This window comes from Segeticoccus sp. (genome assembly GCF_035708005.1).
In genome coordinates this window covers 1-19,853 of the sequence record NZ_DASSTI010000030.1, presented here as the reverse complement: position 1 = coordinate 19,853, position 19,853 = coordinate 1, and the positions used below count along the sequence as shown (strand labels likewise).

19 protein-coding genes are annotated in these 19,853 nt (G+C 71.7%); 12 read left to right on the top strand and 7 right to left on the bottom strand.

Annotation, left to right across the window (positions count from 1 at the left end):
- Window positions 1-6: 6 nt before the first annotated feature.
- The 10 genes from VFL99_RS03285 to VFL99_RS03240 all read left to right on the top strand — a co-directional run bounded on the left by VFL99_RS03285 (window position 7) and on the right by VFL99_RS03240 (window position 9,171).
- Complete coding sequence (locus VFL99_RS03285; protein WP_325104900.1) at window positions 7-456, top strand: Rieske (2Fe-2S) protein; 450 nt, start codon at window positions 7-9, stop codon at window positions 454-456.
- A gap of 98 nt (window positions 457-554) precedes the next feature.
- Window positions 555-2,567, top strand: a complete 2,013-nt coding sequence (gene uvrC / locus VFL99_RS03280; protein WP_325104899.1) for an excinuclease ABC subunit UvrC — start codon at window positions 555-557, stop codon at window positions 2,565-2,567.
- Window positions 2,567-3,433 carry an RNase adapter RapZ gene (gene rapZ / locus VFL99_RS03275; RefSeq protein ID WP_325104898.1) on the top strand — a complete coding sequence of 289 codons (867 nt, stop codon included), beginning with the start codon at window positions 2,567-2,569 and terminating at the stop codon, window positions 3,431-3,433. The genes uvrC and rapZ overlap by 1 nt, the downstream gene beginning before the upstream one ends.
- Window positions 3,430-4,380, top strand: coding sequence for a gluconeogenesis factor YvcK family protein (locus VFL99_RS03270; protein ID WP_325104897.1), 951 nt, complete (start codon window positions 3,430-3,432; stop codon window positions 4,378-4,380). The genes rapZ and VFL99_RS03270 overlap by 4 nt, the downstream gene beginning before the upstream one ends.
- A gap of 56 nt (window positions 4,381-4,436) precedes the next feature.
- A complete protein-coding gene (gene whiA / locus VFL99_RS03265; protein WP_325104896.1) occupies window positions 4,437-5,423 on the top strand; it encodes a DNA-binding protein WhiA in 987 nt (328 codons plus the stop codon).
- An 85-nt stretch (window positions 5,424-5,508) separates the two neighbouring features.
- Window positions 5,509-6,513: a type I glyceraldehyde-3-phosphate dehydrogenase gene (gene gap / locus VFL99_RS03260; protein ID WP_325104895.1), complete on the top strand. Its 1,005-nt coding sequence runs from the start codon at window positions 5,509-5,511 to the stop codon at window positions 6,511-6,513.
- A gap of 4 nt (window positions 6,514-6,517) precedes the next feature.
- Entirely contained in the window at window positions 6,518-7,705 is a 1,188-nt protein-coding gene (locus VFL99_RS03255) for a phosphoglycerate kinase (RefSeq protein ID WP_325104894.1), read from the top strand.
- Window positions 7,702-8,511, top strand: a complete 810-nt coding sequence (tpiA, locus tag VFL99_RS03250; RefSeq protein WP_325104893.1) for a triose-phosphate isomerase — start codon at window positions 7,702-7,704, stop codon at window positions 8,509-8,511. The genes VFL99_RS03255 and tpiA overlap by 4 nt, the downstream gene beginning before the upstream one ends.
- Window positions 8,512-8,547: 36 nt before the next feature.
- Window positions 8,548-8,781: a preprotein translocase subunit SecG gene (secG, locus tag VFL99_RS03245; protein ID WP_414713711.1), complete on the top strand. Its 234-nt coding sequence runs from the start codon at window positions 8,548-8,550 to the stop codon at window positions 8,779-8,781.
- Between the two features lie 30 nt (window positions 8,782-8,811).
- Window positions 8,812-9,171, top strand: a complete 360-nt coding sequence (locus tag VFL99_RS03240) for an RNA polymerase-binding protein RbpA (RefSeq protein ID WP_325104891.1) — start codon at window positions 8,812-8,814, stop codon at window positions 9,169-9,171.
- Here the strand turns inward: VFL99_RS03240 and pgl are convergent.
- The 6 genes from pgl to tkt are packed head-to-tail and all read right to left on the bottom strand — an operon-like array spanning window position 9,168 to window position 17,267.
- Window positions 9,168-9,899 carry a 6-phosphogluconolactonase gene (gene pgl / locus VFL99_RS03235; protein ID WP_325104890.1) on the bottom strand — a complete coding sequence of 244 codons (732 nt, stop codon included), beginning with the start codon at window positions 9,897-9,899 and terminating at the stop codon, window positions 9,168-9,170. The genes VFL99_RS03240 and pgl overlap by 4 nt on opposite strands.
- Window positions 9,896-10,819, bottom strand: coding sequence for a glucose-6-phosphate dehydrogenase assembly protein OpcA (locus VFL99_RS03230; protein ID WP_325104889.1), 924 nt, complete (start codon window positions 10,817-10,819; stop codon window positions 9,896-9,898). Before VFL99_RS03230 ends, pgl begins: the two co-directional genes overlap by 4 nt.
- Window positions 10,816-12,372 carry a glucose-6-phosphate dehydrogenase gene (zwf, locus tag VFL99_RS03225; RefSeq protein ID WP_325104888.1) on the bottom strand — a complete coding sequence of 519 codons (1,557 nt, stop codon included), beginning with the start codon at window positions 12,370-12,372 and terminating at the stop codon, window positions 10,816-10,818. The genes VFL99_RS03230 and zwf overlap by 4 nt, the downstream gene beginning before the upstream one ends.
- On the bottom strand, window positions 12,369-14,006 hold the full coding sequence (locus VFL99_RS03220) for a glucose-6-phosphate isomerase (RefSeq protein WP_325104887.1): 1,638 nt from the start codon (window positions 14,004-14,006) through the stop codon (window positions 12,369-12,371). Before VFL99_RS03220 ends, zwf begins: the two co-directional genes overlap by 4 nt.
- On the bottom strand, window positions 14,003-15,112 hold the full coding sequence (gene tal / locus VFL99_RS03215) for a transaldolase (protein WP_325104886.1): 1,110 nt from the start codon (window positions 15,110-15,112) through the stop codon (window positions 14,003-14,005). Before tal ends, VFL99_RS03220 begins: the two co-directional genes overlap by 4 nt.
- 49 nt (window positions 15,113-15,161) lie before the next feature.
- Window positions 15,162-17,267 (bottom strand): transketolase, encoded by a 2,106-nt coding sequence (gene tkt / locus VFL99_RS03210; RefSeq protein ID WP_325104885.1) that lies wholly within the window; start codon window positions 17,265-17,267, stop codon window positions 15,162-15,164.
- A gap of 233 nt (window positions 17,268-17,500) precedes the next feature.
- Between tkt and VFL99_RS03205 the strand changes: the two genes are divergently transcribed.
- Together VFL99_RS03205 and mug are read left to right on the top strand one after the other, a co-directional pair.
- Window positions 17,501-18,442: a heme o synthase gene (locus VFL99_RS03205; RefSeq protein ID WP_325104884.1), complete on the top strand. Its 942-nt coding sequence runs from the start codon at window positions 17,501-17,503 to the stop codon at window positions 18,440-18,442.
- Between the two features lie 3 nt (window positions 18,443-18,445).
- Complete coding sequence (gene mug / locus VFL99_RS03200; protein ID WP_325104883.1) at window positions 18,446-19,015, top strand: G/U mismatch-specific DNA glycosylase; 570 nt, start codon at window positions 18,446-18,448, stop codon at window positions 19,013-19,015.
- A 3-nt stretch (window positions 19,016-19,018) separates the two neighbouring features.
- Here mug and VFL99_RS03195 read toward each other — a convergent pair.
- Window positions 19,019-19,853, bottom strand: an 835-nt coding sequence (locus tag VFL99_RS03195) for a COX15/CtaA family protein (protein ID WP_325104882.1), incomplete at its 5' end; no start/stop codon positions are given.

Genomic DNA, 19,853 nt, shown 5'->3' with positions numbered 1-19,853 from the left:
GCCGGCATGGTGAGCGAAGGGCAACCGGCGGAGCGGCCGGAGCAGCAGGACGACAGGCTGTTCGGCCGGGAGGTGGACCGCCGCACGGTGTTGCGTACGGCGGGCGTCGTCGGGGCCGGGGCAGCGGGACTGGCGGCCGTCGCCGCCTGCGGCGCGGCACCGACCCCCACCAAGCACAGCTTCACCGCCGGGGAGGTGCCGGTCGGTGGCGGCGCGATCTCGGCGAGGGACCACGTCGTCGTGACCCAGCCGCAGCAGGGCACCTACAAGGGCTTCTCCGCGGTCTGCACCCACGAGGGGTGCCTGGTGACCAACGTCGACGGCGGGACGATCAACTGCCCCTGCCACGGCAGCAAGTTCTCCATCACGGATGGTTCGGTGCAGCAGGGCCCGGCGCCCAAGCCGCTGCCGGCACTGGCCGTCAAGGTGAGCGGGAACCGGATCACGGTCGAGTGACCCGCCCGACCCGGGCCGGCGCTGCGCCCGGGTGAGCGGCAGGGACGCGCGAGTGGTCGGCATACCTGCGCGTCACCGGGTTTTCGTAGGCTTGGGGCGTGGCCGACCCCTCGACGTACCGCCCCCGACCGGGCGAGATCCCCGTGGACCCGGGGGTCTACCGCTTTCGGGACCAGCACGGCCGCGTCGTCTACGTCGGCAAGGCCAAGTCGCTGCGCTCGCGGCTGTCCTCCTACTTCCAGGACATCTCCGCGCTGCACCCGCGCACCCGGCAGATGGTGACCACGGCGGCGAGCGTCGAGTGGACCGTCGTGCGCAACGAGGTCGAGGCGCTGCAGCTGGAGTACTCCTGGATCAAGGAGTTCGACCCGCGGTTCAACGTCAAGTACCGCGACGACAAGTCCTACCCCTGGCTGGCGGTCACCGTCAACGAGCAGTTCCCGCGGGTGATGGTCGGGCGCGGCGCGAAGAAGAAGGGGGTCCGCTACTTCGGGCCCTACTCGCACGCCTGGGCGATCCGCGAGACCGTCGACCTGCTGCTGCGGGTGTTTCCGATGCGGTCCTGCTCCAACGGGGTGTTCAAGCGGTCCGCGCAGATCGGCCGGCCCTGTCTGCTCGGCTACATCGGCAAGTGCTCCGCCCCGTGCGTGGGCCGGGTGAGCGAGGAGGAGCACCGGGCGATCGTCGAGGACTTCTGCGACTTCATGGCGGGGCAGACGACGGCGTTCGTCAAACGGCTGGAGAAGGAGATGTACGCCGCGTCGGCCGACCTCGACTTCGAGCGCGCGGCCCGGCTCCGCGACGACATCGGGGCGTTGAACCGGGCCATGGAGAAGCAGGCGGTGGTGCTCGGCGACGGCACCGACGCCGACGTGGTCGCGTTCGCCGAGGACCCGCTCGAGGTGGCGGTGCAGATCTTCTACGTGCGCGGCGGCCGGATCCGCGGGCAGCGCGGCTGGGTGGCCGACATCGTCGACGACGCCGGCACCGGCGAGCTGGTCGAGCGGTTCCTGCAGCAGCTGTACGACGGAGAGGCGGGCGACGCCATCCCCCGCGAGGTGCTGGTCCCGGCCGTCCCGGACGACCTCGACGCGCTCGAGCAGTGGCTGACCGACCTGCGCGGGTCCCGGGTCCGGGTGCGTGTCCCACAGCGCGGGGACAAGAAGGCGCTCCAGGAGACGGTGGGCCGCAACGCCAAGCAGGCGCTGGCGCTGCATAAGACCAAGCGGGCCAGCGACCTGACCACCCGCAATCGGGCCCTGGAGGAGATCCAGCTGGCCCTCGGGCTGCCGGAGGCGCCGCTGCGCGTCGAGTGCTACGACATCTCCAACCTGCAGGGCACGGAGGTGGTCGGATCCATGGTGGTCTTCGAGGACGGCCTTCCCCGCAAGGGTGAGTACCGCCGGTTCGTGGTGCGCGGTGTTGAGGGCCAGAACGACGTCGCCTCGATGCACGAGGTGATCACCCGGCGGTTCCGGCGCTACCTCGACGAACGCGCCGAGACGCCCGAGATCGGCTCACCCGACGCAGCCGTCGACGCCCTCGTGGATCCCGAGACCGGCCGCCCCAAGAAGTTCGCCTACGCCCCCGGCCTGGTCGTGGTGGACGGCGGCCCGCCGCAGGTGGCTGCGGCGCAGCGCGCCCTCGACGAGCTCGGTATCGACGACGTGCCGGTGTGCGGGCTGGCCAAGCGGTTGGAGGAGGTGTGGCTGCCCGGTCGGGAGGACCCGGTGATCTTGCCGCGGACGAGCGAGGCGCTCTACCTCCTGCAGCGAGTCCGCGACGAGGCGCACCGGTTCGCGATCACGCACCACCGGTCGCGGCGCTCCAAGAGCATGGTGGAAAGCCTCCTCGACGACGTGCCCGGTCTCGGAGAGGTGCGTCGCAAGACGCTGCTGCGCCGGTTCGGGTCCCTCAAGCGGCTGCGGGCTGCCACAGTGGAGGAGATCGCCGAGGTGCCGGGCATCGGACCTAGGACCGCCGCGGCGATCGCCGCCGCCCTTGCCGACACGCAGCCGGGCGTGACGGTGAACACCGCGACCGGCGAGATATCGGCGGAGCTCGATCCGAGGGCATCGGCGGAGCTCGATACCGAAGTAGAGGAGCGTTGATGGGCGACAACCGGGGGCAGCTCGTGGTGGTGACCGGCATGACCGGCGCCGGCCGCAGCACAGCCGCGAAGGAGCTGGAGGACCTGGGCTTCTTCGTCGTGGACAACCTGCCGCCCCAACTGGTCCCGGACGTGGTCCGGCTGGTGGACGAGTCCCAGGGGCCGCTACAGCCGATCGCGGTGGTCGTCGACGTGCGCTCCGGGTCGTTCTTCGCCTCGCTGCAGGAGGTGCTGGCGCAGGGCAGCACCGGCAGGCAGACCACCCTGTTGTACCTGGAGGCGAACGACGACGTGCTGGTGCGCCGCCAGGAGGCCGCGCGCCGGCCGCACCCGCTGCAGGCCGGAGGGCGCCTGCTCGACGGGCTGCACCGCGAGCGGGCGGTGCTGGCGGCCCTGCGCGGCGACGCCGACCTGATCATCGACACCTCCAGCCTGAACGTGCACCAGCTCACCGACCGGGTCGCCGAGGAGTTCGGGACCAAGGAGACCATGTCGCTCGCGGCCACCGTCGTCAGCTTCGGGTTCAAGTACGGCATCCCGGTCGATGCCGACCTGGTGGCCGACATGCGGTTCCTGCCCAACCCGCACTGGGTGCCGGAGCTGCGCCACCTGTCCGGGCGGGACCGGGCGGTGGCCGACTACGTGAAGAACCGGCCGGAGGCCAAGGAGTTCGTCGAGCAGTACGTCGGTCTCGTCGAGACCGTCGCGGAGGGCTACCTGCGGGAGGGCAAGCGCTTCATGACCGTGGCGATCGGCTGCACGGGGGGCAAGCACCGCAGCGTGGCGATGACGGAGGAGATCGCGGCCCTGCTCCGGGCCCGCGGCCTCGACGCGCGCCCGATGCACCGCGACCTGGGCCGGGAATGACCGTGCTGGACCGGCGGGTGGTGGCGTTCGGCGGAGGCCATGGCCTGGCCGCGTCGCTGTCCGCCCTTCGCCGCGTGGTCACCGACCTGACAGCGGTCGTCACGGTCGCCGACAACGGCGGCTCCTCCGGCCGGCTTCGCCGGGAGTTCGGCGCGCTTCCGCCCGGGGACCTGCGCCAGGCGCTGGCGGCGTTGTGCGGTGACGACGACTGGGGCGGCACCTGGGCGAGGGTGCTGCAGCACCGGTTCGTCAGCCCCGGGGCGATGAACCAGCACGCGGTCGGCAACCTGCTCATCGTCGCCCTGTGGGAGCTGCTCGGCGACCACGTCGACGGTCTGGACTGGGTGGGCCGGCTGCTCGGCGCGCACGGCCGGGTGCTGCCGATGTCGGTGACCCCGATCGACATCGCGGCCGAGGTGAGCGGCCTGGTGCCCGGCGATCCGACTTTGCTGACCAGCGTCCGCGGACAGGTGCAGGTCGCCTCCACGCACGGCCGGGTGGTCTCGGTGCGGCTCGAGCCCGCCGACCCGCCGGCCTGCCCCCAGGCGCTCACCGCGGTGGGGTCGGCAGACTGGCTGGTGCTCGGCCCTGGCTCCTGGTACACCAGCGTGATCCCGCACCTGCTCGTCCCGGCGTTGCGCAAGGCGCTGGTGGAGTCCCCGGCGCGCAAGGCGGTGACCGTGAACCTCGAGCCCCAAGCAGGGGAGACCGACGGCTTCACCCCGGAGACGCACCTCGAGGTGCTCGCAGCCCACGCCCCCGACCTCACCCTGGACGTGGTGCTTGCCGACCAGCGGTCGGTGGGCGACGCGGACCGTCTCGGGAAGGTCGCCGCTGCCCTTGGTGCGGAGCTGATGGTCGCCGACCTGGCGGCCGATGACGGCAGCCCACATCACGATCCGGCCAAGTTGGCCAATGCCTATGCGCGGCTGATGGGAGCGGCATAGGGTGAGCGTCCTCACGCATTCGTGAGAAGGGACGTGAACGTGGCAGGATCGGTCGCATGGCGATGACGGCTCAGGTGAAGGCGGAGCTGGCCAGCACCACGGTGACGAAGTCGTGTTGCCGAAAGTCCGAGGTCTCCTCGATGCTGCGGTTCGCCGGCGGGCTGCACATCGTCAGTGGCCGGATCGTGGTGGAGGCCGAGCTGGACACCGGTTCCGCAGCCCGACGGCTGCGCCGGGACATCGCGGAGGTCTACGGGCACCACTCGGACGTGGTGATGGTCTCCGGCAACGGACTGCGCAAGGGCAGCAGGTATGTCGTCCGGGTGGTCCGCGACGGGGAGCAGCTCGCCCGCCAGACCGGCCTGCTCGACGGCCGCGGCCGCCCGGTGCGCGGCCTGCCGCCGCAAGTGGTGTCCGGGGCCGGCTGCGACGCGGTCGCGGCCTGGCGCGGCGCGTTCCTCGCCCACGGGTCCCTCACCGAGCCGGGCCGCTCGTCGGCACTCGAGGTCACCTGCCCGGGTCCGGAGGCGGCGCTCGCCCTCGTGGGCGCGGCTCGGCGGCTCGGTATCCCCGCCAAGGCCCGCGAGGTGCGCGGCGTGGACCGCGTGGTGATCCGCGACGGCGACGCGATCGGCGCCCTCCTCACCCGGCTCGGCGCCCACGAGTCGCTGATGGCCTGGGAGGAGCGGCGGATGCGCCGCGAGGTGCGGGCCACCGCGAACCGACTGGCGAACTTCGACGACGCGAACCTGCGCCGTTCGGCACGCGCCGCTGTCGCGGCCGGCGCCAGGGTCGAGCGGGCCCTGGAGATCCTGGGCGACGACGTGCCCGACCACCTGCGGTTGGCCGGCGACCTCCGACTCAAGCACAAGCAGGCTTCGCTCGAGGAGCTCGGTCAGCTGCACGAGCCGCCGTTGACCAAGGACGCGATCGCCGGCCGGATCCGCCGGCTGCTGGCGATGGCGGACAAGCGCGCCCAGGAGCTCGGCATCCCGGACACGGAGGCCAGTCTCACCGCGGAGATGCTCGCCGAGGAGCCGTAGGACCGCTCGGAGCGCACCCGGTAGGGTCTGAGACGAGGGGCCCCGGCGGCCCCGCCGTACCGTCGCTACCGAGGAGTGCGTTTCCGTGACAGTTCGCGTGGGAATCAACGGCTTCGGCCGTATCGGCCGGAACTTCTACCGCGCCGTGCAGGCGTCCGGTACCGACATCGAGATCGTCGCCGCCAACGACCTCGGCGACCTCGCGACCATGGCCCACCTGCTGAAGTACGACTCCATCCTGGGCCGCTACCCCGACGAGGTGACCGCCATGGACGGGGGCATCAAGGTCGGCGGCAGCACTCTGAAGATCCTCGCAGAGCGTGACCCGGCCCAGCTGCCGTGGAAGGACCTCGGCGTCGACGTCGTGGTGGAGTCCACCGGCCTGTTCACCGACGCCACGAAGGCCCGCGCGCACGTGGAGGCCGGCGCCCGCAAGGTGATCATCTCCGCCCCCGCCAAGAACGAGGACGTCACCGTGGTGATGGGCGTCAACCACACCGACTACGTCCCGGCCGAGCACACGCTGATCTCCAACGCCTCGTGCACCACCAACTGCCTGGCGCCGATGGCGAAGGTCCTCGACGACGAGTTCGGGATCGTCAAGGGCTTGATGACCACCGTGCACGCCTACACCCAGGACCAGAACCTGCAGGACGGCCCGCACAAGGACCTGCGCCGGGCCCGGGCCGCCGCGCTGAACGTGGTGCCCACCTCGACGGGGGCGGCCAAGGCCATCGGCCTGGTCCTGCCCCAGCTGAAGGGCAAGCTCGACGGCTACGCGCTGCGGGTGCCGGTGCCCACCGGCTCGGCCACCGACCTGACTGTCAACGTCGGCCGGGAGACCAGCGTCGAGGAGGTGAATGCGGCGTTCCGCACTGCCGCGGACGGTCCGCTGCGCGGCTACCTGAGCTACACCGACGCACCCATCGTGTCCAGCGACATCGTCACCGACCCGGCCTCCTGCATCTTCGACTCGGGGCTGACCAAGGTGATCGGCGACCAGGTCAAGATCGTCGGCTGGTACGACAACGAGTGGGGCTACTCCAACCGCCTCGCGGACCTCATCGGCTACGTCGGCGAGTCCCTCTGACCCGATGGGCACCCTTGACTCACTAGGAGACGTGCGCGGCAAGCGGGTCCTGGTCCGCTCCGACCTCAACGTTCCTCTGTCCGGAGGCCGGATCGGTGACGACGGCCGGATCCGGGCCAGCGTGCCGACCATCCGCGAGCTCGCCGATTCCGGCGCCAGGGTCGTCGTCATGGCCCACCTGGGACGCCCCAAGGGCGCGCCCGACCCGGCGTACTCCCTCGCCCCGGTCGCCGAACGGCTCGGTGAGCTGCTCGGCGCCCCCGTCGCGTTCGCCACCGACACCGTCGGGGAGAGCGCCCACGCGGTGGTCGACGGGCTCGCGCCCGGCCAGGTCGCGGTGCTGGAGAACGTCCGCTTCGACCCGGGGGAGACCAGCAAGGACGAGGCGGAGCGGGAGGCGTTCGCGCGCCGGCTGGCCGAGCTCGGCGACGCCTTCGTCAGCGACGGCTTCGGGGTGGTGCATCGCAAGCAGGCCTCGGTCTACGACGTGGCGCGGCTGCTGCCGCACGCCATGGGCGAGCTGGTGGCCGGCGAGCTGGACGTGCTGCGCCGGCTCACCGAGAAGCCCGAGCGGCCCTATGCCGTCGTCCTCGGCGGCTCGAAGGTCTCAGACAAGCTCGGGGTGATCGCCAGCCTCCTCGACAAGGCCGACCGGTTGCTCATCGGCGGCGGGATGGTCTTCACCTTCCTGCGCGCCCAGGGCCACGACGTGGGCCGCAGCCTGCTCGAGGAGGACCAGGTGGACACCTGCCGGCGCTACCTGGAGCAGGCGGAGGCGTCCGGGGTGCGCATCGTGCTTCCGACCGACATCCGGGTCGCCGACGCCGTGGAGGAGGGCTCAGCGGTCGCCGTGGTGCCCGCCGACGCCATTCCCGCCGACAAGATCGGCGTGGACATCGGCCCGGACTCCGAGAAGCTGTTCGCCGAAGCGCTCGCCGACGCCCGCACGGTGTTCTGGAACGGGCCGATGGGGGTCTTCGAGATCGAGGCGTTCTCCGGCGGCACCCGCGCGGTTGCGGAGGCGCTGAACCGGGTTGAGGGGCTGTCCGTGGTCGGCGGCGGCGACTCCGCCGCCGCGGTGCGCTCGCTCGACTTCCCGGACTCCGCGTTCTCGCACATCTCCACCGGTGGTGGCGCCAGCCTGGAGTACCTCGAAGGCAAGCACCTGCCCGGACTGGAGGTGCTGGGATGAGCCGGGCTGGGACCCGGGGGACCCGCGTGCCGCTGATGGCCGGCAACTGGAAGATGAACCTCACGCACGCCGAGGCGGTGGTGCTGGTCCAGAAGCTGGCCTGGATCCTGACCGACAAGAAGCACGACTACGCCCGGGTGGAGGTGGCGGTGCTGCCGCCGTTCACCGACCTGCGCAGCGTGCAGACGCTGGTGGACGGCGACCGGCTCGCCATCCGGTACGGCGCTCAGGACGTCTCCGCACACGAGAACGGCGCCTACACCGGCGAGGTCTCCGCGGCCATGCTCGCCAAGCTCGGCTGCTCCTACGCGGTGGTCGGGCACTCCGAGCGCCGGCAGTACCACGCCGAGGACGACGCGTTGGTCAACGCCAAGGCCCTGCGGGCGCTGGCGGCCGGGATCACCCCGATCGTGTGCGTGGGCGAGGGCCTCGAGGTCCGCCGCGAGGGCCGGCACGTCGAGCACACCCTGGAGCAGGTGGACGGCTCGCTCGCCGGCCTGTCTGCCGAGCAGGTGGCCGGTCTCGTGGTGGCCTACGAGCCGGTCTGGGCGATCGGCACCGGAGAGGTGGCGACTCCGGAGGACGCGCAGGAGGTCTGCGCGGCGATCCGGGGCCGGATCGCCGACAAGCTGTCGCCGGAGGCGGCCGCGGCGCTGCGGGTGCTCTACGGCGGGTCGGTGAAGGCCGCCAACGTGGCGGCGATCATGGCGCAGCCCGACGTGGACGGCGCGCTGGTGGGCGGAGCCAGCCTCCAGGCCGACGAGTTCGGGGGAATCTGCCGGTTTTACGAGATGCCGGTGCTGTGAGCGAGAGTCCGTGAGCTAGGCTTGCGCACCGTGGTCATCGCCTTCAGTGTCGTGCTCGTCATCACCAGTGTCCTGCTGATCCTGCTGATCCTGCTGCACAAGGGCCGTGGCGGCGGACTCTCGGACATGTTCGGGGGTGGCGTCTCCAGCGGGCTCGGTGGGTCCTCGGTCGCGGAACGGAACCTGGACCGCCTCACGGTGGGCCTCGGCCTGATCTGGTTCGCCTGCATCATCGCGCTGGGGCTGCTGCTCAAGGGCAGCGGCAGCTGACGAAGACGGACGAACAGGAGAGCTAGAGCCGTGGCAGGTGGAGGAAGCGCGATCCGGGGCAGCCGTGTCGGTGCAGGTCCGATGGGGGAGGCCGAGCGCGGCGACACCGCGCCGCGCCGCCAAGTGGTGTACTTCTGCGCGCACCGGCACGAGTCGGTGGTGATCTTCGCGGTCGACGCGCAGGTCCCCGAGTCCTGGGACTGCCCGCGGTGCGGGCTCCCGGCCAGCCTCGACTCCGACAACCCGCCTCCGCCGCCGAAGATCGAGCCCTACAAGACTCACCTGGCCTACGTGAAGGAGCGGCGCTCGGACAAGGAGGCCGAAGCCATCCTCGACGAGGCGATCGCCACGCTCCGCGAGCGCCGCAAGCGCGGCGAGATCATCTTCTAGATCCGCGAGGCGGCGGCCTCGTCGAGCAGCCAGAACGTGCGCCTGGCGCCTCTCGGCCGGGCTGCGGGCACCTCGTGCGGGTCGGTGGCCGGGTCGAGCGCCCGTCCTACGGCGTCGGCCTTCTCGTCCCCGGCAGCCACGAACCACACCTCGTCGCTGCGCTCGAGCGCCGGGAACGTCAGGCTGATCCGCTCCGGAGGCGGCTTGGGCGAGTCCCGGACCGCCACAGCGATGGTGTGCTCCACGTCGAGCTGGGGGAAGCCGGGGAACAGCGAGGCCACGTGCCCGTCGGGCCCGACACCGAGCAGCACCAGGTCGAACCGGTCCCGGCCGCCCTCGCGCAACTCTCGGGCGTAGCTCTCGGCGGCGGCGTCGAGGTCGGTGGTGGGACCGTCGGCGGCCGGCATCGGGTGCACGCGCCGCGGGTCGAGCGGGACCCGGTCCAGCAGCGCCTTCCGCGCCTGCCCGTCGTTGCGGTCGCCGTCCCCGGCCGGGACGAACCGCTCGTCGCCCCACCACAGCTCGACCCGTCCCCAATCGACGGCGCTCGCGGCCTCCGAGTCGGCGACGGCGGCGTACACCTCGGTGGCGACGCTGCCGCCGGTGAGGGCCAGCGAGGGGACGGTGCCGTGCCGCTGCAGGTCGACCAGCCGGGCCACCAGGCGGGCGGCGACGGCGTGCACGAGCACCTCGCGGTCGTGGTGGCGCAGCACCGACTCCTCGGTCACGAGCGCCGGGCCGCCTTGTCCTGCATCTTCACCATGCGGCGCGCCGTGCGCGCGTAGACGTCGTCCGGGTCGAGGCGACGCAGCTCCTCCGAGAGCAGCTCGGCGAGCTCGCGTCGCTTGAGTGCGACCGGCCGGTCGGGCTGGCCGGGGGAGGAGAGCGTGGCCAGCTTCCCGTCGTACCGCACCAGCGACACGTCGCCCTGCCGGGTGGTCAGCACCACGTCGGTGATCCCGGGGCCGTCGGAGCTGCGTCGGTCGACGTCGATGCGCAGCCGGTCGGCGAGCCACGCCGACAACAGGTCGGCACTCGGGCTGATCCGCTCGGCGGTCACCGACGCGGAGACTACCCGGCCGGGGTGCTGGTCGAGTGCCGCGGCCAGCAGCGCCCGCCAGCCGGTGATCCGGGTCCAGGCCAGGTCGGTGTTGCCGGGGGCGTAGTTGCGGCACTGGGTCAGCATCGCCTTGGCCTTGGCCCGAGGGACCGCGGCGGCGTCGGTGATCCGCCGCTGCGCCAGCCGGCCGAGCGGGTCGGCAGCGGGGTCCTCCGGCGCGTTGCGCGGCCACCACATCGCGACGGGGGAGTCGGGCAACAGCAGCGGCAGCACCACCGACTCGGGGTGCTTGGTGACCTCGCCACTGAGCCGGATCAGGGCCCGCTCGCCGGAGGCCCCGGACCCGATCCCGATCTCCGCGTCCACCTGCGGGGTGCCCCGGCCGTTGCCGATCACCACGCCGAGCAGCCGGGCGGGATGCTCGCGGGCGGCGGTGCGCGCCACCTCCATGGCCGCGTTCGCGCCGTCCTCGTCGACGACCACGACCAGGGTCATCACCATCCCCATGGCGGGGCTGCCGGCGCGCCGACGCGCGCGCAGGAACTCCGCGGCGATGGCGCTGGAGTCGGTGTCGGTCAGATCTATCACGGCCGCCTCCAGACGCGTCCGTCACGGGCGAGCATCTTGTCCGCCGACTCCGGCCCCCAGGTGCCGGCCTCGTACGGCGCGGGCTTCCCGTGCTTGGCCCAGTACTCCACGATCGGGTCGAGGATCTGCCAGGAAAGCTCGACCTCCTCGTGCCTCGGGAACAGCGGCGGCTCGCCGAGCAGCACGTCGAGGATCAGCCGCTCGTAGGCTTCGGGGCTGGACTCGGTGAACGTGCCGCCGTAGGCGAAGTCCATGTTCACGTCCCGGATCTCCATCGCGGTGCCCGGCACCTTCGCCCCGAAGCGCATGGTGACGCCCTCGTCGGGCTGCACCCGGATCACCAGCGCGTTCTGGGTCAGCTCCTCGGTGGCGGTGTCGCCGAACGGGAGGTGCGGGGCCCGCTTGAAGACCACGGCCACCTCGGTGACCCGCCGGCCGAGCCGCTTCCCGGTGCGCAGGTAGAACGGCACCCCGGCCCAGCGCCTGGTCTCGATCTCCAGCTTGATCGCCGCGAAGGTCTCGGTGGTCGAGTCCTTGGGGATGTCCTGCTCGTCGGTGTAGCCGGGCACCTTGAGGCCGCCGGCCCAACCCTCGACGTACTGCCCGCGGGCGGTGGAGAGGTCCAGCCGCCGGGGGAGCACGACGGACTGCAGCACCTTCTGCTTCTCCAGCCGCAGGCTGCGCGCGTCGAAGGAAGGCGGCTCCTCCATCGCGATCAGCGCCATGAGCTGCATCAGGTGGTTCTGGATCACGTCCCGGGCGGCGCCGATCCCGTCGTAGTAGCCGGCCCGTCCGCCGATGCCGATGTCTTCGGCCATGGTGATCTGGACGTGGTCGACGTAGTTGGCGTTCCAGATCGGCTCGAACATCGCGTTGGCGAACCGCATCGCCAGGATGTTCTGGACCGTCTCCTTGCCCAGGTAGTGGTCGATGCGGAACACCGACTCCGGGGGGAACACCTCCGAGATGATCGTGTTCAGCTCGCGGGCGGTCTCGAGGTTGTTGCCGAACGGCTTCTCCACCACGACCCGGCGCCACGATCCGGGCACTGGGCTGGCCAGGCCATGCTCCTTGAGCTGGCCGATGACCTGGGAGAAGAACCGCGGCGGGATGGACAGGTAGAACGCGTGGTTGCCGCCGGTGCCGCGCTCCCGGTCCAGGTCCACGATGGTCTGCTGCAGCTTCTCGAATGCGATGCCGTCGCCGAAGTCACCGGGTACGAACCGGAAGCCCTCGCACAGCTGCTGCCAGACCTCCTCCCGGAACTCGGTGCGGGAGTGCTCCTTGACCGAGTCGTGGACGATCTGGGTGAAGTCCTGGTCGGCCCAATCGCGCCGTGCGAAGCCGACGAGCGAGAAGCCCGGAGGCAGCAGGCCGCGGTTGGCCAGGTCGTAGATCGCCGGCATCAGCTTCTTGCGGGACAGGTCGCCGGTCACGCCGAAGATCACCAGGCCGCAGGGCCCGGCGATCTGGGGGAGGCGGCGGTCCTGGGGATCGCGCAGCGGATTGACGAACTCCGTGCCTGCCGGGTTCGTGTAGTGGGTGGCGCTCACGAAAGGGCTTTCTGGACGAGGGAGATGCCGGCGCCCTGGTCGGTCAGGTGCAGTCGGAGCACCGGCCGGCCGTGCTCGGCCAGCACCAGGGCGTCGCCGGCGGCCTGGGCGGCCACGAGGGTGCCGAAGCTGAACTGCTGACCCGGGACCGGGAGGTCCTCGACGGGGTCGGTGGTGATCTGCACGTACACGCCGACCGCGGGGCCGCCCTTGTGGAACTGGCCGGTGGAGTGCAGGAACCGAGGGCCCCAGCCGAACGTCACCGGCCGCTTGCAGCGCACGGCGAGGGTGCGGCGCACGTCCGGGAGCTTGGGCAGGGCGGTGCGGTCGAGGTAGGCCATCACCGCGACGTAGCCGCTGCTCTCGTCGAGCTGCTCGAGCAGCGCGTCGACCGCCTGTCCGAGGCTGCTCGCCCCGCCGAGCCAGTCGCCGCCGGCCGCGCGGACCTCGACCGGTCCGTCGACCAGGTCTGGCGGCTCGGCGACGGGGGTGTCCCCGAGCATCTCGCGGGCCGCCTGCTTGGCGCTCTCCACGTCGGGCTGGTCGAAGGGGTTGATGCCCAGCAGCCGGCCCGCGGTGGCGGTGGCCATCTCCCACAGCAGTAGCTGGGCTCCCAGCCGGCCGGACACGCTGACGTCGGAGCCGCTGGACTCGGGGAATCCGGCGGTGTTGTCGGCAGTGTCCTCATCAGGGTCGGCGACCAGGTGCACCACGGTCACGTCCCGAGGGGGCAGGGCGACCTCCGAGGCGGAGTCGTCCTCGACCACGACGGGGAGCAGCCCGGTGCCCTGCTTGCCGGTGCTCTCGGCGATCAGCTGCTCGGCCCAGTCGGCGAACCCGGTCATCCCGGAGCCGTTGTCGACGATCACCAGCTTGTCGCGCAACGGCGACGTGGCGGCGATCGCGGCGCCCAGCCGCAGCCCGGGGTTGGCTTCGTCGTCGGCGGCGAGCAGGTCGGAGACCGCCTCCGCGTCGTCGAGCAGGCCCGCGATGTCGGCCCCGGCGAGGCCGCTGGGCACCATCCCGAACGCCGTCAGCGCCGAGTAGCGGCCGCCCACGTGCGGTTCGGCGTTGACCACCCGGAACCCGCGTTCGCGGGACTGCTGGTCGAGCGGGCTGCCCGGGTCGGTGACCACGACCATCCGCTCGGTCGGGTCGAGGCCGGCGTCGGTGAAGGCGGCCTCGTAGGCACGGCGCTGGGAGTCGGTCTCCACCGTCGAGCCGGACTTGCTGGAGACCACCACCACGGTGCGGTCCAGCCGGTCACGGAGCGCGGCCCGGACCTGGTCGGGCTGGGAGGAGTCGAGCACGGTCAGCTCCACGCCGTACGTCGCGCAGATCACCTCCGGCGCCAGCGAGGAGCCGCCCATGCCGCAGAGCACCACGTGGTCCAGCCCTGCCTCGGTCAGCTCACCCCGCAGCGCCGCGATCTCGCCGAGCAGCGGCCGCGACGAGCGCGGCAGCCCCACCCAGGACAGCCGGATCGACGCCTCGTGCTCGGCGTCCGGTCCCCAGAGCGTCGCGTCCTTGGCGAACAGCCGTCCGGCGAAGCCGTCGCGGACCAGGCCCGGCACCGTGCCGCTGATGGCGTCGGCGGCCGCCCCGGTGGCCGCGACCTCGAGGGCGTCGCTCACTTGGCCGCGCCCTCCAGGCTCGCGCGCACGGTGTCCTCCAGCGCGCCCCAGGACTTGACGAACTTGTCCACGCCCTCCTGCTCCAGGGTGGCGATCACGTCGTCGTAGGAGATGCCGAGGGCCTCGAGCCGGTCCAGCACCGCGTGCGCGTCGTCGTAGTGGGTGGTCACCTGGTCGCCCTGGACCTCGCCGTGGTCGGCGAAGGCGCGCAGCGTCTTCTCCGGCATGGTGTTGACGGTGTTCGCCACGGTCAGCTCGGTGACGTACATGGTGTCGGGGTAGTCCGGGTTCTTGACGCCGGTCGAGGCCCACAGCGGCCGCTGACGGTTGGCGCCGTCGCGCGCGAGCGCCTGGAACCGGTCGGAGGCGAAGCACCGCTCGTAGCGCTGGTAGGCGATCCGAGCGTTGGCGATCCCGGCGCGGCCGCGCAGGTCCTTCGCCGACGGGTCGTCGACGGCGTCGAGCCGCTTGTCCACCTCGGTGTCGACCCGGGAGACGAAGAACGAGGCCACGGAGTGGAGGTCGCGCAGGTCGTGGCCGTTGTCCCTGGCCCGCTCGAGACCCTCGAGGTAGGCGCCCATGACGTCCTCGTAACGGTCGAGCCCGAAGATCAGGGTCACGTTGATGCAGATGCCCTCCGCGAGCGCGGCTGCGATCGCCGGGATGCCCTCAGCAGTGGCCGGGATCTTCACGAACAGGTTCGGCCGGTCCACGGCGGCCCACAGCTTCCGAGCGGAGGCGAGGGTCGCGTCGGTGTCGAAGGCCAGGGCTGGAGCCACCTCGATGGACACTCGTCCGTCCACCCCGTCGGTGGCCTTCCAGGTGTCCATCATCAGGTCGCAGGCGTCGCGCACGTCGGTGGTGGTGAGCTCGAAGACCGTCTCGTCGACGTCCTTGCCCCGGTGGGCGAGCTCGCTGACCTGCTCGTCGTACCTCTGTCCCTTGCTCAGCGCGGACGCGAAGATGGTCGGGTTGGTGGTCACGCCGACCACCGAGTCCTTGTCGATGAGCTCGGCCAGGTTGCCGCTCGCGATCCGCTCTCGGGACAGGTCGTCGAGCCAGATGGACACCCCCGCTCCTGACAGTGCCTTGAGACGGTCCGACATGGTTTCCTCCTGGAGGTTCGACGGGTGGGTGGTCTGCGCGCCTGCCGGTCTAGTCGTGGTTGGCGGCGTGGATGCTGTCGCGAGCCGCCTGCACCACCGCGTCCGGGGTGAAGCCGAACTCGCGGAAGACGGTCTTGTAGTCCGCGGACGCGCCCCAGTGCTCGAGGGAGACGCTCCGGCCGGCGTCGCCGACCACCTCCCGCCAGCCCTGGGCGACGCCCGCCTCAACGCTGACCCTCGCCTTGACGATGGGCGGGAGCACGGAGTCGCGGTAGGCCTGGTCCTGTTCGTCGAACCACTCCCGGCAAGGCATGGACACCACACGGGCGGCCACGCCCTCCTCGGCGAGCTTCGCGCGAGCGGCCACCGCGAGCTGCACCTCGGAGCCGGTGCCGACCAGGATCACGTCGGGAGAACCGCCCTCGGCGTCGACCAGCACGTAGCCGCCACGGGAGACCCCGTCGGCACCGGTGAAGCCCTCCGTGCCGCGCGGGAAGGTGGGGACGTTCTGCCGGGTCAGCACCAGCCCGGCCGGACGCGTCGGGTTCTCCAGCACGGTCCGCCAGGCGACGACGGTCTCGTTGGCGTCGGCGGGACGGACCACGGCGAGGCCGGGGATCGCCCGCAGCGCGGCCAGGTGCTCCACGGGCTGGTGGGTCGGGCCGTCCTCGCCGAGCCCGATGGAGTCGTGGGTCCAGACGTAGATCACCGGCAGCTGCATCATCGACGCGAGCCGGACGGCGGGGCGCATGTAGTCGGAGAACGTCAGGAACGTGCCGCCGTACACCCGGGTGCCGCCGTGCAGCGCGATGCCGTTCATCACCGACCCCATCGCGTGCTCGCGGATCCCGAAGTGCAGGACGCGGCCGTACTCGTCGCCGGGGAACTCCTTGGTGGCCAGCTCGGCCGGGACGAACGAGGGCTCACCCTCCGGGGTGGTGTTGTTGGACTCCGCCAGGTCCGCCGAGCCGCCCCACAGCTCCGGCAGCCGCTCGGCGATCGCGTTGAGCACCGCACCGGACGCCTTGCGGGTGGCCAGCCCCTTCTCGTCGGCGTCGAAGGTCGGCAGAGCGTCCTGCCACCCGTCGGCGAGGCGCCGCTCGGCCATCCGGTCATGGAGCGCCTTGCGCGCGGGGGACCGCTCGGCCCAGGCGTCGAAGTGCTCCTGCCACTCGGCCTCGGCGCGCTTGCCCCGGTCGAGGAGCCCCCGGGTGTGGTCGAGGACGTCGTCCGGCACGTCGAAGGTGCGCTCCGGGTCCAGGCCGAGCACCTCCTTGGTGGCCCTGACCTCGTCCTCGCCGAGGGCGGCCCCGTGCGCCTTGCCGGTGTTCTGGGCGTGCGGCGCCGGCCAGGCGATCACCGTGCGCAACCTGATGAAGCTGGGCCGGTCGTTGACCGAGCGGGCCTCCTGCATCGCGGCCCAGAGCGCGTCGACGTCCTCGACGTACTCCTTGCCGCCGTTGGTCCAGTCGACCGTCTGGACGTGCCAGCCGTAGGCCTCGTAGCGGGCCGCGACGTCCTCGGAGAAGGCGATGTCGGTGTCGCCCTCGATGGAGATGTCGTTGTCGTCGTAGATCAGCGTCAGGTTGCCGAGCCGCTGGTGGCCGGCCAGCGAGGACGCCTCGCTGCTCACGCCCTCCTCGAGGTCGCCGTCGCTGGCGATCGCGTAGATCTGGTGGTCGAACGGGCTCTGGCCGGGCGCCGCGTCCGGGTCGAACAGTCCGCGCTCGCGGCGGGCCGCCATCGCCATGCCGACCGCGTTGCCGACGCCCTGACCGAGCGGGCCGGTGGTGGTCTCCACGCCGGCGGTGTGCCCGTGCTCCGGGTGGCCCGGGGTCTTGCTGCCCCAGGTGCGCAGCGACTTCAGGTCGTCGAGCTCGAGGCCGAAGCCGCCGAGGAACAGCTGGGTGTAGAGGGTGATGCTGCTGTGCCCGGCCGACAGCACGAATCGGTCCCGGCCCGGCCAGGCCGGGTTGGCGGGGTTGTGGCGCATCAGCTTCTGGAAGAGCAGGTACGCCGCCGGGGCCAGGCTCATCGCGGTGCCCGGGTGACCGTTGCCGACCTTCTGCACCGCGTCCATCGCCAGCGCCCGGGCTGTGTCCACGGCCTTGCGGTCGAGCGGGGTCCAGTCCAGGGGAGTCCGAGCGTTGCTCACGAGCCTGCCTTCCTGTCAGAGAGTGCGCCGTGGACGATCCCTCCAGGGTCCGTCGGCACCGCTTTCGAGCCTACCCACCCGGGGTGGGCACAAGCACAGGGCTCTGCACCCCGTCTTTCGGCCGTTGCCCGCGTATGACCGCTCTATGCACGGGCACTAGACTCGGCCATGATTTGTTGTACGCCCCCAGGGGCCGCCCTGAGGGGGCTCGCTGCGTCGAACCAGAGGTATCCGTGACGGCCGTTGAATCCCACGTCTCCGTGCGCGAAAAGGCGCCCGGACCCACGACGTGGCGGGACGTGGTCGCGGCCTACGTCGGGCTCACCAAGCCGCGGATCATCGAGCTGCTGCTCATCACCACCGTCCCGGTGATGTTCCTGGCCCAGCGGGGTGTCCCCCCGCTGGGGCTCGTGGTCGCCACCGTGGTGGGCGGCACGCTCTCGGCGGGCAGCGCGAACGCCCTGAACTGCGTCTACGACCGGGACATCGACGAGCGGATGCGCCGGACCCGGCGGCGGGCGCTGCCCCGGCACGTGGTCGGGGCACGCTCGGCGCTCGTGTTCGGGGTGGCGCTGGGCGTGGTCTCCACGTTGATGCTGGGCCTCCTGGTCAACTGGCTGTCGGCCGGGCTGGCCCTGGCGGCCAACCTCTTCTACGTCGTCGGCTACACGATGATCCTGAAGCGCCGGACCTCCCAGAACATCGTGTGGGGCGGCGCAGCCGGATGCTTTCCCGCGCTGATCGGCTGGACGGCGATCACCGGCCATCTGGGCTGGGCGCCGGTCGTGCTGTTCATGGTGGTCTTCTTCTGGACCCCGCCGCACTTCTGGGCGCTGGCCATCCGCTACCGCGACGACTACGCGGCCGCGAACGTGCCGATGCTGCCGGTGGTGGCCGGCCCGCGGACGGTGGCCCGCCAGATAGTGGCCTACGCCTACCTGATGGTGGCGACCTCGCTGCTGCTGTGGCCGGTGGCCGGCACCGGGTGGTTCTACCCGGCGGTGGCCGCTGTGCTCGGCGCTGCCTTCCTCGTCGAGTCGCACTTCCTGCTGCGCCGGTCCGCGAGCACCGACAACGTGGTCGCCCTTCGCCCGATGCGGCTGTTCCATTGGTCGAACACCTACCTCACGCTGCTGTTCGTCGCGGTCGCCCTGGACCCGCTGCTCACCCGCTGACGCGTGCCCCGGTTCACCACGGCTGACCTCGCGGCGGCCCGTGAGCGCACCATCCCGGACGTTATCGCCGACGGGCTGCAGGTGCTGTTCTGCGGCATCAACCCCGGTCTGTGGTCGGCGGCCGCCGGCCACCACTTCGCCCGCCCGGGAAACCGGTTCTGGCCGACGCTGCACGCGTCCGGTTTCACGCCCCGGGTGATGCAACCCGCGGAGCAGGAGTCGCTCCTGACCCTCGGGGCGGGGGTCACCAACATCGCGGCGCGGGCGACGGCGCGTGCCGACGAGCTGTCCCGCGACGAGCTGCGGGACGGCGCGCGGCTGCTGGAAGCCACGGTGGCGGCGCGTCGGCCGGCCTGGCTCGCCGTGCTGGGTGTCAGCGCCTACCGGGTGGCCTTCGACACGCCCAGCGCCCAGGTCGGGCCTCAGGAGCGCACCCTGGACGGCACGCGCGTGTGGGTGCTCCCGAACCCGAGCGGCCTGAACGCCCACTGGCCGCCGGCGGCCCTGGCCGAGGCCTTCGCGGGCCTCCGACGGGCCGCTGGACTGCCCGACGCGCGCGAGAGCAGGTCCTAGTTGTCAGGCGCGGTCGCGGATGCCCAGCAGCAGCCAGGTCATCGCCGCCGAGACCGCCGCGGCGCCGAGCAAGTGCAGGGTGACCAGTCCCACGGGCAGGCCGGTGAAGTACTGCGCGAACCCGACCGCGCCCTGGGCCACCTCGATGGCCAGCAGCACCACGGCGGCGTCGAAGGCCCGCCGCGGGGCGTGCGCCGGCTTCAGGACGAGCACCGCGGCCAGCGTCAGACCGACGAACAGGAAGACCAGGTCTGCGTGCAGCTGGCTGAAGGCCTGGGGGTCCAGGCCGTTGCGGGGTGCGTTGGCGGCTCCCGCATGCGGCCCGCTCCCGGTGACGACCGTGCCGAGGTACAACACCAGCCAGCCCGCGATGAACGCCGCGCGGACCAACCAGGCCACCCCGCGCGGCACCAGCAGCTGTGCCGGGCCGTCGCCCTCCCTGAGCCGCCGCAGCAGCACCACGGCCAGCGCGATCATGCCCATCGACACCAGCAAGTGCAGGGCGACCACCCACGGGTTCAGCTGGGTGAGCACCGAGATGCCGCCGATGACGGCTTGCGCGGGCACGCCGAGGGCGAGCAGCAGGGCGATCCGGGTGACGGCCGGTCGACCGTGCTTCCACGCGACGACCAGGGTGGCGATGGCCACCGCGGTGAGCAGGAACGTGATGGTCCGGTTCCCGAACTCGATCACCCCGTGGATGCCCAGCGCGCGTTGTGGCACGAAGGACGACGCGTCGCACCGCGGCCAGGTCGGGCAGCCGAGGCCGGAGCCGGTGAGCCGCACCACCCCGCCGGTCACCACCAGCAGCATGTTCACCACCAGCGACGCGATCGCC